This window comes from Salinimicrobium soli, assembly GCF_048323655.1.
GTDB classification, from domain to species: Bacteria; Bacteroidota; Bacteroidia; order Flavobacteriales; family Flavobacteriaceae; genus Salinimicrobium; species Salinimicrobium soli.
Genome location: NZ_JBLUWW010000001.1, coordinates 524480 through 540339 on the forward strand (window position 1 = coordinate 524480; position 15860 = coordinate 540339).

General features: G+C 43.4%; 16 protein-coding genes. 12 read left to right on the plus strand and 4 right to left on the minus strand.

Going from position 1 to position 15860, the window contains the following annotated elements; all coding sequences use genetic code 11:
- Nucleotides 1-4 precede the first annotated feature (4 nt).
- Genes ACNORC_RS02480 through rfbD form a run of 6 tightly spaced genes read left to right on the plus strand, consistent with a single transcriptional unit; the run spans nt 5 to nt 6509 of the window.
- Nucleotides 5-1495 (plus strand): GH3 auxin-responsive promoter family protein, encoded by a 1491-nt coding sequence (locus ACNORC_RS02480; RefSeq protein WP_418334005.1) that lies wholly within the window; start codon nt 5-7, stop codon nt 1493-1495.
- A 15-nt stretch (nt 1496-1510) separates the two neighbouring features.
- Nucleotides 1511-3247 carry a DUF6909 family protein gene (locus ACNORC_RS02485; RefSeq protein WP_418334006.1) on the plus strand — a complete coding sequence of 579 codons (1737 nt, stop codon included), beginning with the start codon at nt 1511-1513 and terminating at the stop codon, nt 3245-3247.
- Complete coding sequence (gene rfbB / locus ACNORC_RS02490; RefSeq protein ID WP_418334007.1) at nt 3244-4269, plus strand: dTDP-glucose 4,6-dehydratase; 1026 nt, start codon at nt 3244-3246, stop codon at nt 4267-4269. Before ACNORC_RS02485 ends, rfbB begins: the two co-directional genes overlap by 4 nt.
- Entirely contained in the window at nt 4266-5123 is an 858-nt protein-coding gene (rfbA, locus tag ACNORC_RS02495) for a glucose-1-phosphate thymidylyltransferase RfbA (RefSeq protein WP_418334008.1), read from the plus strand. The genes rfbB and rfbA overlap by 4 nt, the downstream gene beginning before the upstream one ends.
- A 7-nt stretch (nt 5124-5130) precedes the next feature.
- Nucleotides 5131-5676, plus strand: a complete 546-nt coding sequence (gene rfbC / locus ACNORC_RS02500; protein ID WP_418334626.1) for a dTDP-4-dehydrorhamnose 3,5-epimerase — start codon at nt 5131-5133, stop codon at nt 5674-5676.
- Nucleotides 5673-6509: a dTDP-4-dehydrorhamnose reductase gene (gene rfbD / locus ACNORC_RS02505; protein ID WP_418334009.1), complete on the plus strand. Its 837-nt coding sequence runs from the start codon at nt 5673-5675 to the stop codon at nt 6507-6509. Before rfbC ends, rfbD begins: the two co-directional genes overlap by 4 nt.
- Here rfbD and ACNORC_RS02510 read toward each other — a convergent pair.
- The gene (locus tag ACNORC_RS02510) at nt 6506-7159 is read right to left on the minus strand and encodes an SRPBCC family protein (RefSeq protein ID WP_418334010.1); all 654 of its coding nucleotides are present in this window, start codon (nt 7157-7159) and stop codon (nt 6506-6508) included. The genes rfbD and ACNORC_RS02510 overlap by 4 nt on opposite strands.
- A 176-nt stretch (nt 7160-7335) precedes the next feature.
- Between ACNORC_RS02510 and ACNORC_RS02515 the strand changes: the two genes are divergently transcribed.
- Together ACNORC_RS02515 and ACNORC_RS02520 are read left to right on the plus strand one after the other, a co-directional pair.
- Nucleotides 7336-8325, plus strand: coding sequence for a UDP-glucuronic acid decarboxylase family protein (locus ACNORC_RS02515; RefSeq protein WP_418334011.1), 990 nt, complete (start codon nt 7336-7338; stop codon nt 8323-8325).
- A 40-nt stretch (nt 8326-8365) separates the two neighbouring features.
- Entirely contained in the window at nt 8366-9139 is a 774-nt protein-coding gene (locus tag ACNORC_RS02520; RefSeq protein ID WP_418334012.1) for a glycosyltransferase family 2 protein, read from the plus strand.
- On the opposite strand, the gene ACNORC_RS02525 is transcribed toward ACNORC_RS02520, so the two are convergent.
- Nucleotides 9131-10438 (minus strand): phenylacetate--CoA ligase family protein, encoded by a 1308-nt coding sequence (locus ACNORC_RS02525; protein WP_418334013.1) that lies wholly within the window; start codon nt 10436-10438, stop codon nt 9131-9133. The genes ACNORC_RS02520 and ACNORC_RS02525 overlap by 9 nt on opposite strands.
- Nucleotides 10439-10532: 94 nt before the next feature.
- Between ACNORC_RS02525 and purD the strand changes: the two genes are divergently transcribed.
- Nucleotides 10533-11807, plus strand: a complete 1275-nt coding sequence (gene purD, locus ACNORC_RS02530; RefSeq protein ID WP_418334014.1) for a phosphoribosylamine--glycine ligase — start codon at nt 10533-10535, stop codon at nt 11805-11807.
- Here the strand turns inward: purD and ACNORC_RS02535 are convergent.
- Nucleotides 11799-12029 (minus strand): DUF6341 family protein, encoded by a 231-nt coding sequence (locus ACNORC_RS02535; RefSeq protein WP_418334015.1) that lies wholly within the window; start codon nt 12027-12029, stop codon nt 11799-11801. The two genes, purD and ACNORC_RS02535, sit on opposite strands and share 9 nt — an antisense overlap.
- Before the next feature lie 40 nt (nt 12030-12069).
- Between ACNORC_RS02535 and ACNORC_RS02540 the strand changes: the two genes are divergently transcribed.
- From ACNORC_RS02540 to ACNORC_RS02550, 3 genes are all read left to right on the plus strand, one after another.
- Nucleotides 12070-12993 carry a DUF6427 family protein gene (locus tag ACNORC_RS02540; protein WP_418334016.1) on the plus strand — a complete coding sequence of 308 codons (924 nt, stop codon included), beginning with the start codon at nt 12070-12072 and terminating at the stop codon, nt 12991-12993.
- A gap of 125 nt (nt 12994-13118) precedes the next feature.
- Entirely contained in the window at nt 13119-13730 is a 612-nt protein-coding gene (locus ACNORC_RS02545; RefSeq protein ID WP_418334017.1) for a DUF4254 domain-containing protein, read from the plus strand.
- A 12-nt stretch (nt 13731-13742) separates the two neighbouring features.
- The gene (locus tag ACNORC_RS02550) at nt 13743-14786 is read left to right on the plus strand and encodes a glycosyltransferase family 9 protein (RefSeq protein WP_418334018.1); all 1044 of its coding nucleotides are present in this window, start codon (nt 13743-13745) and stop codon (nt 14784-14786) included.
- Between the two features lie 4 nt (nt 14787-14790).
- On the opposite strand, the gene ACNORC_RS02555 is transcribed toward ACNORC_RS02550, so the two are convergent.
- Nucleotides 14791-15843, minus strand: coding sequence for a 2Fe-2S iron-sulfur cluster-binding protein (locus tag ACNORC_RS02555; protein ID WP_418334019.1), 1053 nt, complete (start codon nt 15841-15843; stop codon nt 14791-14793).
- Nucleotides 15844-15860 lie beyond the last annotated feature (17 nt).

Consider the following 15860-nt stretch of genomic DNA (forward strand, 5'->3'; position numbering starts at 1 on the left):
GCCTATGTCTATAAAATCTTTTTCAGCGAAAATCTTCGCTGCTTATGTGCAAAGGAAGATCAATTCCTGGGCCTCTAAACCTGAAGAGACTCAAAAAAAGGTCTTTACCCATCTTATTAGCAGGGGAGAGAAAACCCGGTTTGGAAGAGATCACTCTTTTTCAGAAATACATTCTCATGAGGACTTTGTAAAAAGTGTTCCGGTACGGGATTATGAAGAGTTAAAACCTTATGTAGACAAAGTAGTGGCCGGGGAACCCAATATTCTTTGGCCGGGGAAGCCTATCTATTTTGCAAAAACTTCCGGAACCACTAGTGGCGCCAAGTACATTCCGCTGACGAAAGAATCTATGCCCACTCATATAGAGGCAGCCAGAAATGCCATTTTATGCTATATAGCTGATACAGGTAAGGCTGATTTTGTAGATGGAAAAATGATCTTTTTACAGGGAAGTCCGGAGCTGGATGAAAAGAACGGAATCAAACTGGGAAGGCTGTCTGGCATCGTCGCTCACTATGTGCCGGGATACCTTCAAAAGAACCGCATGCCCAGCTGGGAGACTAACTGTATTGAAGACTGGGAGACCAAAGTCGATGCGGTAGTGGAGGAGACGCTGAAGGAGGATATGAGCGTTATCAGCGGGATTCCTTCCTGGGTGCAGATGTATTTTGAGAAGCTAATTGCCAGAACGGGAAAAAAGGTGGGAGAAATTTTTCCTAATTTTGAACTGTTCATATATGGCGGGGTCAATTTTGAACCCTACCGCTCCAAATTCGAGAGTCTTATTGGTCGTAAGGTGGACAGTATAGAGCTTTTTCCGGCTTCGGAAGGTTTTTTCGCCTTTCAGGATAAGCAGAATGAAAAAGGAATGCTGTTGCAGCTCAACTCCGGGATCTTTTACGAATTCATCAAAACGGATGAATATTATTCCGAAGATGCCAAAAGGCTTACCATTGGAGAGGTAGAGCTGAATACCAATTACGTAATGATAATTTCAAACACCGCCGGATTGTGGGCGTACAATCTTGGCGACACCGTACAGTTCACCTCGCTTAAGCCTTACAGGGTGATCGTCTCTGGAAGGATCAAGCATTTTATTTCAGCTTTTGGGGAACATGTGATCGCCAAGGAAGTGGAGCAGGCCCTGCAGGAGGCTGTGAAAGGGACAGATGTGCAGGTTTCGGAATTTACGGTGGCCCCACAGATCACTCCTGAAGGAGATCAATTGCCCTACCACGAGTGGTTCATTGAATTTGAAAAGGAGCCGGAAGACCTGAGATCTTTTGCCGCTGCTATAGACAGGTCACTTCAGGAGCAAAATTCGTATTATTTTGACCTTATTGAGGGAAAGATCCTGCAGCCATTAATAATTAGAAAAGTTCCCGCCAACGGATTTCAGCAGTATATGAAATCCATCGGAAAGCTTGGGGGACAAAACAAATTGCCAAGGCTCAGCAACGACCGAAAGATCGCTGAAGTCCTGGAAAAATTATAATAGAGAAAAACATTTATGAGTAATTTAAAACTACAGGGACGCACGAGAGCACAAGAAAGTTCCAATGCTATCGAACGCATGTACATTACAATGCGTCACCTGTTCAATAGAGGCTTTTACAAACCGATGGGAGTTTCGGGAGAAACCCTTAGGGAAGCCCTTTTAATTCTGAGGCCCGAGATCTACGGAACCGTTGCTGAAGAAAAAGTAGAATTGAACGGACTTTTATACGTGATCGACAGGCTCCCAATTGGGATCGAGGAATGTCGATTCATAAATCTTACCAGTGATGAGGGTTATGGAAATTCTCATTTCAAACCCATTGTACCTCCAAAAAGGAGAAGAAATTGTTACCGCATTGATGAGGAGCAGATGAACATCGAGATCACCAGAGGACGATCTGAGATCTATGACATCCTTACGCACCTCACGTTTCTGTTCATCGAATCTCATAAGATCATGCGTCGTGTGATCATTGATGAAGAAGGCGAAGTTTCGAGGGATTGGGAAAAACTTCAGGCCGCGGTTCTTAAAGAAGAGCCATTGTCTCAGGCAGAACGTGAAGTAGCGCTTACCCACACCGCCAATATACTTGGAAGGACCTTCAGGGAAGTGTCAACCATCTATCCTATGTTCAGTATAAGTAGCAACAAAGATCGTTTTCTGCATATCGTTTACTGGCTGGGAAAACTCGCAATTGACGAAATGGTGAACAACAACAAGCGAATTGTCACTTTTAGTCCGGTTTTAAGGGAGCGACTTGGACATCATATTCACGGGGAGATCTGGGCGAATAAGATCAAAGAGGTGTTGCTTGAAAAGAACCTTTTGAACCGCCCGCTACATATTATCAGTGCAAATATGCACAGTGTGATGAACACTTTGTATGCTCCTGAAGCCCTTAAGGCCGAACTAAAAAAGAAACCAATTTCTGCCATTTATGAAGACCTTAGTAACAGCGCTAACGGAAAGCTGAGAACCAGGGTGATGAAAACTGCCTTAGATTCCGGAATGATATTTATTGAGGATACCAGTGGCGCTAATATTGATGTGCAGATCTTTGATACTGCAAAGGTAGGAACTACTAATTCAAAGTTCCATCTCAACGGAGATATCGCTTTGCAAGACAAGCCGGTGATCATGGTGATGGATTATGCTTTTGGGGAACAGGCATATGAGACTATGGACGAAATGCTGAAGCCATTCCAAAGTGAGCGAGGTAATATTCATTTGAATGTGGCATCTATCTCTATAATGGGTAAAGCAGGTATTCTCGCCGGTGGAAAAGGCGATATTATGATCCCTGATGCCCACTTATTTGAGGGAACTGCAGATAACTATCCGTTCACCAATGAACTTACCAAAGAAGACCTGGAAGGCCATGGCATTCCGGTTTGCGACGGTGCTATGATCACTGTTTTGGGAACTTCACTTCAGAACAAGGACATTTTGAAGTTCTTCCATGAATCAACCTGGAATGTGGTGGGTCTTGAAATGGAAGGCGCCCATTATCAAAAGGCCATTCAGGCCGCATCCCGCCTCAGAGGGAATATTAGTGACCAGGTGAAGGTACGCTACGCCTATTATGCTTCTGATAATCCGCTGGAGACGGGTAGTACACTGGCTTCTGGAGGATTGGGAACCACGGGAGTAAAACCAACCTATCTTATTACTGAAAAGATCCTTGAACAGATCTTCAATGTTGAAAAAGCTTCAGCTAAAAAGAGCGAAGCCGTAAAAATAAATGAATGAGTAAAGAAGAAACTAACTATACCCTCGTAACCGGAGGAGCCGGATTTATAGGCTCGAATTATATTAATTATTTCTGCGGAAAGGATTCTGACCACATTGTAAACCTTGATAAACTTACCTATGCCGGAAATCTTGATAATATCGAGGTTTCGGAAAGGGAGAATTATACCTTCATTCAGGGAGATATCGGTGACAAGGAACTGTTGAAGGAACTCTTCGAAAAATACCGTTTTAGAAGAGTGGTAAATTTTGCCGCAGAGTCTCATGTGGACAATTCCATTCTCAATCCGGCTGCTTTTGTTGAGACCAACATAGCTGGTACATTCAACCTGCTTCAGAACGCGTACAGCCTGTGGATGGAAAAACCATTCCACCTCAAAAATGAGTTTAATGACGTTCGTTTCCTGCATGTTTCGACTGATGAGGTTTATGGAACACTTGGAAAGGAAGGTTTGTTTACTGAAGAAACTCCGTACGCGCCTAACAGTCCGTATTCTGCATCCAAAGCATCATCAGATTTCCTGGTGCGCAGCTATTTTCACACGTATGGATTACCGGTACTTACTACCAACTGTTCTAACAATTACGGGCCCCATCAGCACGATGAAAAACTGATCCCAACTATTATCCGCACCGCTTTAAATGAAGATCCTATCCCGATCTACGGCGACGGAAAAAATGTGCGGGACTGGTTATACGTGACCGACCATTGTAAGGGAATTCACCTTGTCCTTAACGAAGGAAGATTTGGGGAAACCTATAATATTGGTGGCCGAAATGAACGGGAGAATATTTACATTGCACAAAAGATCTGTGAATTACTGGATAAAATGAGTCCAAGAAATAATGGAAAATCTTATTCAGATCTCATCACTTTTGTGGTAGATCGCCCCGGTCACGATCAGCGATATGCAATTGACGCTTCAAAAATTGAAAATGAATTGGGCTGGAAAGCAGATGAAAACTTTGAAAGTGGCATTGTGAAGACCATCAAATGGTACCTTCAAAAATACCAGAAATGAAAGGAATTATTCTTGCAGGAGGATCAGGAACACGGTTACACCCGTTAACACTTGCGGTGAGCAAGCAGCTGATGCCCGTGTATGACAAACCCATGATCTATTATCCTTTATCCACGCTAATGATGGCGGGGATAAGAGAGATCCTCATCATTTCAACACCCAGAGACCTGCCACTTTTTAAGCAGTTGCTGGGAGACGGCAGCAAATACGGTTGTTCTTTTTCCTTTGAGGTTCAGGAGGAGCCAAAAGGCCTGGCAGAAGCTTTTATTATAGGAGCAGATTTCATCGGGAAAGACAAGGTAGCACTTATCCTGGGGGATAATATCTTCTACGGTTCCGGTCTTGATGTGCTGCTTCAAAGCAATAATGATCCCAATGGCGGACTTATTTATGCATATCATGTGCAGGATCCACAGCGGTATGGCGTGGTAGACTTTGATCCTTCCGGGATGGTGCGCTCAATTGAAGAGAAACCCGTTGCTCCAAAATCTAATTTTGCGGTTCCAGGGATCTATTTCTACGACAATGACGTGGTGGAAATTGCCAGATCCATCAAACCTTCAGCAAGAGGGGAATTGGAGATAACAGATATAAATAATTCTTATCTTAAGAAGAAGAAATTACAGGTGAGCATACTTGATAAAGGTACGGCGTGGCTGGACACCGGAACATTTGACTCACTAATGAAAGCCTCCCAATTTGTACAGGTGATCGAAGAAAGACAGGGCCTCAAGATTGGCGCTATCGAGGAGACGGCTTATAAAATGGGATATATCAATAAAGAACAACTTCACCGCCTGGCTCAACCATTGCTGAAGAGCGGGTATGGTGAATATTTATTAGCACTGGAATAGAATGATGTTGGAAATTGAGAATACACCTTTAAAAGATTGTTTTTTACTGAAGCCTTCTGTGTTTCATGATCACCGTGGAACATTTATAGAAAGCTTTAATCAGGAACGTTTCGAGGAAGTAACAGGTCTGCGAACCAATTTTGTACAGGATAACCAGTCGACTTCCAAAAAGGGCGTTTTAAGAGGTCTTCATTTTCAGAAAGGACCATTTGGGCAGGCTAAACTCCTTAGATGTGTGTTGGGAGAGGTTTTAGATGTTGTTGTAGACCTGCGGCCCAATTCCCCGACCTTCAAAAAATCATTTAAAGCGATTTTAAGCGACGAAAATCATCTACAGCTGTACATTCCTTCCGGATTCGCCCACGGCTTTCTAACGCTTTCTGAAAAGTCGGTCTTCGCTTATAAATGTGATCAATACTACAATAAGGCGGCAGATTCCGGAATAATCTGGAACGATCCTACTTTGGCTATTGACTGGAACTTCCCGGAGGGGGAGCTCATTCTTTCCGAAAAAGACGCCAATCTTCCCACTTTTGACGAGACGGTACTATGAAAAAGATATTGGTAACAGGGGCTTCTGGACAATTAGGACAGTGCTTAAAACATGTTTCGCACCGGTATCAGGAGTTTGAGTTCACTTTTGCCACAAGTGAAGACCTTGATCTTTCCCAGTTTGCAGTGGTGAGGGCGTATATGGCAAGAAATGAATTTGATTATTGCATCAATTGCGCGGCTTATACCAAAGTTGAACAGGCAGAGAAGGAGCAGGAAATGGCCTATTTGATCAATGCTGAAGCCGTCAAGAACCTTGCGCAAACCTGCCACGAGAATGACTGTACCCTTGTTCACTTTTCAACCGACTATGTCTATGACGGGAAAAAGCACAGCGCCTATTCCGAAGAAGATGAGACGGAACCGCTAAATGTCTATGGCGCTTCGAAATTATTGGGGGAGCAGTATATTGTAGAGCATCTGGAGAAATATTTCATATTCCGTGTTTCCTGGCTGTATTCTGATGTTGGAAAAAACTTCTTTAACACCATCCGCTCTAAAGCTGAGCAGGAGGAAGACCTGAAAATAGTTGCCTCCCAAACGGGCACTCCAACAAATGCTTATGATCTTGCAGAATTTGTACTGGAAATCATCAGCAGGGGAAGTACAGACTATGGCACTTATAATTACAGCAACCTGGGAGAGGCCAGCTGGTATGACTTTGCTGCCGAAATTCTTAAGCACTGTGAGAAAAAAGGAAGCTTAGAAAAGAGCGAAGATTTTCCTACCCTTGCCACGAGGCCGGAATACAGTGTGCTGGATAAACAGAAGGCGATGGACACCTTCAAAGTTCCGATTCCGGAATGGAAGGAGAGCCTAAAAACTCTTTTTTAGCTGTTTCTCTCGATATACCATTTAAAGTTCTCAATATCTTCTTCCACCATTTCCTTAAAGATAGGGTTAATTAGTCGTGCAGCGCTTTCTCCCGGGATTCCACCGGGGGCATGATAAGAGATCACTACGTGCAACTCAGTTCCTTCACCGGCATCTTCAAACTCCACTTTTCCGGCGTTAAAAATGGAAGAACCGGGAAGTGATTGCCAGCCAAGCAGCTCGTAAGGACGTTCTTTTACTATCTCACTTTTCCACCGCACTTTTCCCATTCCGCCGGGAATTCGGGCTTCCCAAACAGAAATGCCGTCATTCAGGGTTTCCACGCTATAAAGGTGCTCCATGAAGAGGGGCAGGTTTTCGACATCGCGCCAGAATTCATATACATCTTTCCGCGGTTTATTTACATATAGCCTAAGTTGAATGTTGACATTCCTGCTTCGGTTATCTGGCTTGGTCTTGCCTATAGCTGTATAGCCCGGGCAATTTCCAGTTGCGCCACGATAAAGTAAATATCCTGCAAAAGCAGTTTCCAGCAGGCTTTTGTTCTTTTTTCCGATGCCATCATAAAGAAAATAAGCCCCTCCCAATAAAGATAGCGCACGTTCAACTGGGCTTACATTGATATGGAGATGAGGTAAAATTTTATTCATAATATCAGCAATTTGAAATTCACCATTTAATTTACTCATTATCAGTTTAAAAAGAAGGCTTTGGCATTGCAGTTTTGGTTAAAATATTCTTAATTGGCCTGCGAATTCATACTCCACAAGCCCCTCCGGTTGCAGTGCAGTAAAAAATCCTTAATTTCAGGCTATAAAATCACCCTATGAAAAAAAGGATATTGATCACCGGGGCTGCCGGTTTTCTAGGCTCTCATCTCTGTGATAAATTCATTGAAGAAGGTTACGAAGTAATTGGGATGGACAACCTCATAACGGGGGACAGGCGTAACATTGAACACCTTTTTAAACTCGAGCAGTTCGAATTTTACCATCACGATGTCTCCACGTTTGTACATGTCGCCGGCCGATTAGATTATATCCTGCATTTTGCTTCTCCTGCCAGTCCTATAGACTATTTAAAGATCCCTATTCAAACTTTGAAAGTGGGTTCTTTAGGGACTCATAATTTACTTGGACTTGCAAAAGAGAAGAATGCCCGTATCCTTATTGCCTCTACTTCGGAAGTCTACGGAGACCCTTTGGTGCATCCCCAAACTGAAGAATATTACGGAAATGTCAACACTATTGGACCGCGGGGAGTATATGACGAAGCCAAGCGCTTTCAGGAATCAATTACCATGGCGTACCACAGATATCATGGTCTCGAAACAAGAATAGTGCGCATTTTTAATACCTATGGCCCCCGAATGAGGCTGAATGACGGAAGGGTGATCCCGGCCTTTATCGGCCAGGCCTTAAGGGGAGAAGATCTAACAGTTTTTGGGGACGGTTCACAAACCCGCTCCTTCTGTTATGTGGATGACCAGATAGAGGGGATTTACCGCTTGTTGCTAAGCGATTATGTGTATCCCGTCAATATTGGAAATCCGCATGAGATATCCATTAAAGATTTTGCTGAAGAGATCATTAAACTGACAGGGACAGATCAAAAGATCGTTTACAAGCCGCTTCCGGAAGACGATCCTATGCAGCGGCAACCCGACATTTCCAAGGCTAAAGAGATCCTGAATTGGGAGCCGAAAGTCTCCCGAAGCGACGGAATGAAAAAAACTTATGAGTATTTCAAAGGCCTGACCCAAGAAGAATTACACCGCAGCGAACACAAGGATTTTTCAAAACATATCCGGAAATAGCCATTTTTGAAAGCTAAACCTTCAAAATATTTGATCACCCATGTCTGAATCCCTGGTTTCGGTCATCATGCCTGCCTATAATTCAGCGGCCTTTATTGCTGAAAGTATAGATTCTGTAAGGCAACAAACACATGAGAACTGGGAGTTGCTGGTGATTGATGATGCTTCCGATGATGAGACGGTCCGGGTGGTGAAAGCTCTTCAGGAACACGATAACCGCATTAAACTTCACCAATTACCCAATAATCAGGGTGCGGGTTTTGCCCGGAATATTGGAATAAAGGCTTCCAAAGGAGATTATATCAGTTTCCTGGATGCTGATGATCTTTGGATGCCAAAAAAGCTTTCTGTACAGCTGGAATTCATGAAAAAGAATGATGCTGAGGTTTGTTATTCCAGTTATGAACTTGTTGATGAAGAGGGACAGCGGCTGCATAAAAAGGTAGAGGCATTAGAAAAACTAAGGTTTAAAAAACTCCTTCGGGCGAATTACGTTGGAAATCTTACCGGAATTTATCACTCAGGATCGCTCGGAAAGATCTATTGTCCGCTCATTCGGAAACGGCAGGACTGGGGACTTTGGCTGCTGGCAGTGAAAAAAGCCGGTGGCGCTAAAGGAATAGAGGAATCCCTGGCAAAATACCGGGTGAGAAAAGGTTCAATTTCGGGGAATAAACTGGAAATGTTGGGCTACAACTATAGCGTCTATCGCAAAATCCTAAACTATTCGGCTCCAAAAAGTGCATTTTTGATGCTCCTTTTTCTGTGGGAACAATTCTTTGTGAAGAGCAAACAAACAGTTGCTTCAAAATAGGTTCTCAAACTGCTTTAACTTTCCCCGTTTACTGCGATTGAGCATCTGGGTGTGTTGGAAATTCACTTCCAGCCCAGGTTCAAGATAGGTGGCCATTGCTTGTAAAATCTTCTCCTTTTTATCGGCTTCTAATTCCTTTTCAGAAACGTAAGTGATCAAAAAACAGCCGGGATCGGTCTGTTGGATGATAAATTCTTTGATAAGACCGTCATTCTCAATGATGCTCTTGGTGACATAATAAAAAGTCAATCCCGGAACCACTTTTCCGCTGGGAAGAACCGCAACATCGTTCGTACGACCAAGTAATTCCTTTAAAATGGGCTTTTTGAAGGTGCTTTCGGGGCTCAGGCTGCCGGTATCTCCAATATCATATCGTATGAAAGGGTGCGCCCGGTTGTAAAGTGAGGTGATGACGATGCGTCCCACTTCGCCTAATGGAAGCGGCTGGTCATCCTCATCAAGTACTTCCACGAACATGGTTTCGGAATTCAGTACCCATTCGTTTTCTTTATTCTGAAATGCGAGCAAACCGAGTTCGCTGGCGCCATATTCATTAATGACAGGGACTCCGAATTGTTTTTCCAGCAGTTCCTTATCTTCCTGAAAGAACATTTCACTGGTCACAATACAGAGTTTTAACTCGGGACAGATGTCCTTCAGGACAAGACCTTTTTTCTGAAGGAACTTTCCAAAAAGAACAATTGAGCTGGTGTAGCCGTTGATGTAATCAAAATTCTTCTTCTGAAAATCGACGAGGAATTCTTCCATTTTTCGATCGCTCAGGTCAAAAATTGGAAACCGATAACGAAATCCGAAGCGATCTTTTAAGCGTTCTTTAAAGTAACCCAACTTGTCCAAAGGAATTCCATAGAAACGGGCTTGCACCGAGCGGTCCAGGTTTAGACCATACCATTGATACCGGTCATTGAACTCGGCCCAGGAAAGGGCGTGGCAAAAACGGTCTTTGGCAAATATGAAGGGATGTCCGCTGGAGCCGGAGGTCTTCCCTACATAAACATTTTTAGAGTTGAAGTTTCGGCTGAAACGCTCTTCAAGCGGGCGTTGCAGATCTTTTTTTCTCATTACCGGAACCTCCTCCCAATGCTTCCAGGAATCTTTTCCGAAGAAATTTTGGTAGAAAGGCGTATTCCGAAGGTGGTAATTGACGATCTCTTTCTTTTTTTTCTCCACGTAGCCAGCATACTCCGTCGGGGGAATATTCTTGATCCCTTCCAGGGCAGCCTTGGCCTTCTTGATGGGGAACCTGTTGAGTTGTAATGAGAGGCTAAACCAGTTCAAAAGAGTAAAAGATAATTGTTTTTTATGCCAATTAGTTAGTGCTTCAATTTACAAACAATTATTTTTGAGGCAACATTTTTAAAATACTTCCAAAATGAATATTCTCATCCTTGGTTCCGGAGGCCGCGAACACACTTTTGCCCATAAGTTCTCACAAAGCAAGCATTGCAGTAAATTGTTTGTAGCGCCGGGAAATGCCGGTACCGCAAAAATAGCAACAAATGTTTCTCTTAATGTGAACGATTTTGGTGCAGTAAGGGACCTTGTTCTAAGGGAGAGTATTGAAATGGTGATCGTAGGGCCAGAAGATCCACTGGTTGCAGGGATACAAAACTTTTTTGCTGAAGATGAGAGGTTAAAAGAGGTGGCTGTAATTGGCCCATCCATGCGCGGGGCGCTTTTGGAAGGAAGTAAAGAACGGGCGAAAGAATTCATGGCTCTATACAATATTCCTACAGCTGCCTACGAGAGTTTCACTAAGGAAAGTTTAGATGCCGGAAAGGCATTTTTGGAGACTTTGAGGGCTCCATATGTCCTGAAGGCTGATGGTCTTGCTGCCGGAAAAGGAGTGTTGATACTTCAGGATCTGGAGGAAGCAAAGAAGGAGCTGGAAAATATGCTTACTCATGATAAGTTCGGAAAAGCAGGAGCAACGGTTGTAATCGAAGAATTTTTAGACGGAATAGAACTGAGTGTCTTTGTGCTCACCGATGGAAAGAATTATATCACCTTGCCAACAGCAAAAGATTACAAACGAATTGGAGAGGGCGACACCGGTCTAAATACTGGCGGAATGGGAGCAATTTCCCCGGTGCCTTTTGCTGATGAAACCTTCATGAGCAAGGTGGAATCACGGATTATAAAACCGACAGTAGAAGGCCTAAATAAGGAAAACATTGACTACAAAGGATTCGTATTTATTGGATTGATTAAAGTTGGTGATGAACCTTTTGTAATTGAATACAACGTGCGAATGGGAGATCCCGAGACGGAGGTTGTGCTTCCAAGAATAGAATCTGATCTTGTAGAGGTTTTCCAAAAGCTGTCAGCCGGCAAGCTGGATGAGGTGGAGCTGAAAATTTCAGACAAAGCAGCAGCCACAGTGATGTTGGTTTCGGGAGGCTATCCCGAAGCCTATGAAAAAGGCAAAGAGATCTCAGGGCTTGAGAAGGTGGCAGATTCCCTTGTTTTTCATGCCGGTACGGCTGAAAAAGATGGTAAGATAGTTACCAACGGCGGAAGGGTATTGGCGATAACCTCTTTTGGAGATACTTACAAACAGGCACTAAAAAAATCTTACCAAAATGCAGAAAATCTTCATTTCGATAAGATGTATTTTAGAAAAGACCTTGGCTTTGATCTAGCCTAGGAAGGAATGTGCTGTAGAATCGCGATTCTCTTCGTTGCGGTCATTAATGTCCTTTAACTGCTTCATCCAGTAAAGAAAAGCTGCAAATCCAACGATCATGAAAAGCCAGTTCACTATGTTAGCAGCCCACCAGCTGTCCAACTCTAAAGTGCGCAGGTAATTCAGCGGTTCAAATGCAAAGTCTTCAAAAAACGACTGTATCCCTTCGAAAAAATCCTTCATTGTAAGTATATTTAGAACCACAAAAATATAAAAAACCATAATGGTAGCAAGCTTTTTTGGTAAATCAAAGCCCATCAACTTCATATTAGTGGCTTTATACATTACCGGGTTTTTTATTCTCACCCTCATTTCGCAAGGTTCATTTACAGGCATCTCGGGTATTTTTGAGAGCCTGGGGGTTCTTATTTTGATCTTGTTATCGGGTTTACTGCTGAATTTCATCTCCGGTAGAAATGAACTTACCCGCCGCAACAGTTATAAAATTGTTCTTTTTGCAGGTTTCCTGTGCATGTTCCCGAATGTGTTTACCAATGCTTCTGTTATTGCCGCCAATTTCTTTATTCTGCTGGCCTTCCGAAGGATCATTAGCCTGCGTACCCAACGGCAGACGATACAAAAGATCTTTGATGCCACCCTTTGGATCTGTGTGGCCTCCCTCTTTCATTTTTGGAGCATTCTATTTCTTTTTCTGTTGTACTTCGGAATCCTGGTTCATGTGGGACATCGATTTAAAAACTGGCTCGTGCCTTTGATCGGTTTTTTAGCCGCCCTTTCATTGGTCACCTGCGGAGACCTTCTTATAACAGATTCCTTTTTTACCCTTTTTGACTGGGTAAGCTACAGTAATTTTGATTTCAGCCGGTACCGGGAACTCCCAATCCTAATTCCAACGGCCTTTATGTTTGGAGTGATGATCTGGGCCTCCTTTTTCTACCTGGTCATCATACAAAAGGCAAGTGCAACAGCCAAGACCTCCTTATTCATAGTGTTGCTCTACACCGTTGTGGCATTGGTGGTAGCCATTTTTGCGCCCACTAAAGACAGCAGCGAACTACTGTTTTTGTTCTTTCCGTTGGCAATTATTGTCACTAATTACTTTCAGATGATGAAGGATAAATGGTTTAAAGAGACCTTACTCATCCTTATCCTTCTACTTCCGGTCATACTGCAGATATTCTTTTAAACCGCTTTTTCCGAAGCAATTCTTCGCGAAGTATGTAAAAAGGTAAAAATCTGATACCTTTGCAACATTGGAGCTCAGGAGGAGATTGCCCTTTTTACAGCCTTTTACACACAAAAAATCGGAACATGTTTTCAGACAAAGCGAATAAGATCTTTCAGGAAGTAATTGAGAAATACCACGTCATCAATACGGTGGGACAGGAATTTGAAAATCCTTATGACGAAAAAGAGCAGTTGCTGGAGCACCTGTTATTCAGAAAATGCTGGATAGATACGGTGCAGTGGCATTATGAGGATATTATTCGCGATCCTAACATTGATCCTGTAGCAGCGCTCAAACTTAAGCGTCAGATTGATGCTTCCAACCAGGACAGAACAGACATGGTTGAATACATTGACAGTTATTTCCTTGATAAATACAAGAATGTTAAGCCGAAGGAAAATGCTACCATAAATTCTGAAAGTCCGGCCTGGGCCATTGATCGTTTGTCAATACTTGCTCTGAAAATATATCATATGAATGAGGAAGCAAACCGAAAGGATGCCACTCAGGAGCATATGATGAAATGTAAGGCTAAGCTGGATGTGTTGCTGGAGCAACGCGTAGATCTTTCAACTGCCATTAACCAATTATTGACCGATATTGAGAATGGTGACAAATACATGAAGGTCTATAAGCAAATGAAAATGTACAACGATGATGAGTTGAACCCGGTGCTAAGGGGCTCTAAACAATAGAATTATTCGCACATGTCCCTTGCCAAACACATACTGGTAATTCGCCTTTCTGCAATGGGAGATGTGGCCATGACCGTACCTGTCGTAAAAAGGGTTACTGAAAGGTTTCCCGATGTAAAGATCACCTTTCTCACCAAGGGATTTCTCACTCCACTGTTCAAAAACCTGCGAAATGTTGACGTTTTTGAAGCAGACGTAAATGGTCGGCATAAGGGTGTGGCCGGACTAAAAAGGCTTTCACGTGAATTGCAGGACCTGGGAATAGATGCGGTTGCCGATCTTCACAATGTGTTGAGGTCTAATATTCTTAAAGTGTTTTTTCAACTTTCCGGTATTCCGGTAAAGCAGATCGATAAAGGAAGGCAGGAGAAAAAGGCGCTTACCCGCAGGAGCAATAAGATCTTTCTTCCTCTAAAGACCACTCATGAAAGGTATGCCGATGTGTTCGACCAACTGGGCTTTCCTATTGATCTAACCTCGGGTAGTGCTTTATCTAAAGAAAACCTTTCTCCCCGGGCCAGTATCCTTGTAGGAGAGGAGCCTAAAAAATGGTTGGGGGTTGCGCCTTTTGCACAACATAAGGCTAAAGCCTATCCGCTGGATTTGGTGAAGGAGTTGCTTGGGAGGTTAGAAAAAGAGGAGAATCTAAAGATATTCCTGTTCGGAGGCGGAAGGGAAGAGGAGCAGCTGCTAAGCGATCTGGAGAAAGATTGTTCAAACGCTACAAGTGTTGCCGGCAAACTGAAATTTGAGGAAGAATTGGCTCTTATCTCCAATCTCGATGCGATGCTCTCCATGGACAGCGGGAACGGACATATCGCCGCCAACTATGGAATCCCGGTCATCTCCCTTTGGGGGTTGACACATCCCTATACCGGTTTTGCTCCTTTTGGGCAACCACTGGAGAACTCGTTGTTACCAGATTTGGATAAATATCCAGCTATTCCCACCTCGGTATATGGCAAAGAGATCCCGAAGGGATATGAGGATGTAATGAGAACCATCCCCAGTGAAAAAGTGGTGGGGAAAGTTAAGGAGCTCCTGCTGTTAAAGTAAATTATTAAACGTCGTCGTAATCAACTTTTAAGGAAGGTGTAAGCGGATGCGCCTGACACGTAAGCACAAGTCCTTCTTCGATTTCGCTGTCCACGAGAATTGAATTCTTTTCCATTTCGGCTTTACCTTCAATAATACGCGCCACACAGCTACTGCAGATCCCGCCCTGGCAGGAATAGGGCACATCGATACCCTGGTCAAGGGCAGCTTGCAAAACCGTAGAATTTTTAGGCATGCTGAAGGAAGTCTCTTCATCATCGACAACTATGGTCAATTGGGTTTCTCCTTCCAGATCAGATTTAACTTCTCCTTCCACTTCGGTGCTGAAAAGTTCAAAAAGAATGGTTTCTTTTTTCACCTCATTCTCAAGCAATATGTCGGTCACATGGTTGATCATTTCTTCAGGCCCACAAAGGTAGAAACGGGTAAAAGTGGTGTCCTTGAACCTGTTCTTCAGCACATAGTTCACCGTGCTGGCGTCGATCCTTCCGTAGTGAGAATCCTCCTCTTTCGTCTGACTGTAAACAAACTCGATGAAAAGACGGTCCGGATGTTCCATTTGCAGCTTTAAAAGCTCTTTAAAGAAAATGGTATCATCGGGCGTTTTATTTCCGTAGACCAGTACAAACCGGCTGTATTTTTCCTCGAACAACGAAGTCTTTAAAATGGAAAGCACCGGCGTGATCCCGCTACCCGCAGCAAAGGCTGCATAGGTGTGCGGATGAGAATCATTGAGAGGTTCAAAAGTGAATTTTCCTTCGGGAGGATGTACCTCAAGTACGTCTCCGGCTTTGAGCTTATTATTCGCAATGACCGAAAAAAGTCCATCCTTTACCTCCTTCACAGTTACCCTGAAGGTATCTGCTCCCGGAGGGGTGCAAATGCTGTAGGCACGGCGTATTTCCTTGCCTTCTACAGTAGTTTTTATAGTGATATATTGGCCGGCTTTAAAAGAAAATTCAGCCTTAATGTCTTGTGGAATTTCAAACTCCAGGCTTACCGCCTGTTCTGTCTCCCGAATAACCTGATTGATCTTCAGAGGAAAAAACTTACTCATTTTTTATTCTTTGTGGG

What these genes read in the sequence shown, in the direction of transcription:
- rfbA (WP_418334008.1), top strand. Translation starts at nt 4,266, where the DNA reads ATGAAAGGAATTATTCTTGCAGGAGGATCAGGAACACGGTTACACCCG.
- ACNORC_RS02550 (WP_418334018.1), top strand. Translation starts at nt 13,743, where the DNA reads ATGTCCCTTGCCAAACACATACTGGTAATTCGCCTTTCTGCAATGGGA.
- ACNORC_RS02535 (WP_418334015.1), bottom strand. Translation starts at nt 12,029, where the DNA reads ATGAAGGATTTTTTCGAAGGGATACAGTCGTTTTTTGAAGACTTTGCA.
- ACNORC_RS02515 (WP_418334011.1), top strand. Translation starts at nt 7,336, where the DNA reads ATGAAAAAAAGGATATTGATCACCGGGGCTGCCGGTTTTCTAGGCTCT.
- ACNORC_RS02520 (WP_418334012.1), top strand. Translation starts at nt 8,366, where the DNA reads ATGTCTGAATCCCTGGTTTCGGTCATCATGCCTGCCTATAATTCAGCG.
- ACNORC_RS02510 (WP_418334010.1), bottom strand. Translation starts at nt 7,159, where the DNA reads ATGAATAAAATTTTACCTCATCTCCATATCAATGTAAGCCCAGTTGAA.
- ACNORC_RS02485 (WP_418334006.1), top strand. Translation starts at nt 1,511, where the DNA reads ATGAGTAATTTAAAACTACAGGGACGCACGAGAGCACAAGAAAGTTCC.
- rfbD (WP_418334009.1), top strand. Translation starts at nt 5,673, where the DNA reads ATGAAAAAGATATTGGTAACAGGGGCTTCTGGACAATTAGGACAGTGC.
- rfbB (WP_418334007.1), top strand. Translation starts at nt 3,244, where the DNA reads ATGAGTAAAGAAGAAACTAACTATACCCTCGTAACCGGAGGAGCCGGA.
- ACNORC_RS02555 (WP_418334019.1), bottom strand. Translation starts at nt 15,843, where the DNA reads ATGAGTAAGTTTTTTCCTCTGAAGATCAATCAGGTTATTCGGGAGACA.
- purD (WP_418334014.1), top strand. Translation starts at nt 10,533, where the DNA reads ATGAATATTCTCATCCTTGGTTCCGGAGGCCGCGAACACACTTTTGCC.
- ACNORC_RS02480 (WP_418334005.1), top strand. Translation starts at nt 5, where the DNA reads ATGTCTATAAAATCTTTTTCAGCGAAAATCTTCGCTGCTTATGTGCAA.
- ACNORC_RS02545 (WP_418334017.1), top strand. Translation starts at nt 13,119, where the DNA reads ATGTTTTCAGACAAAGCGAATAAGATCTTTCAGGAAGTAATTGAGAAA.
- ACNORC_RS02540 (WP_418334016.1), top strand. Translation starts at nt 12,070, where the DNA reads ATGGTAGCAAGCTTTTTTGGTAAATCAAAGCCCATCAACTTCATATTA.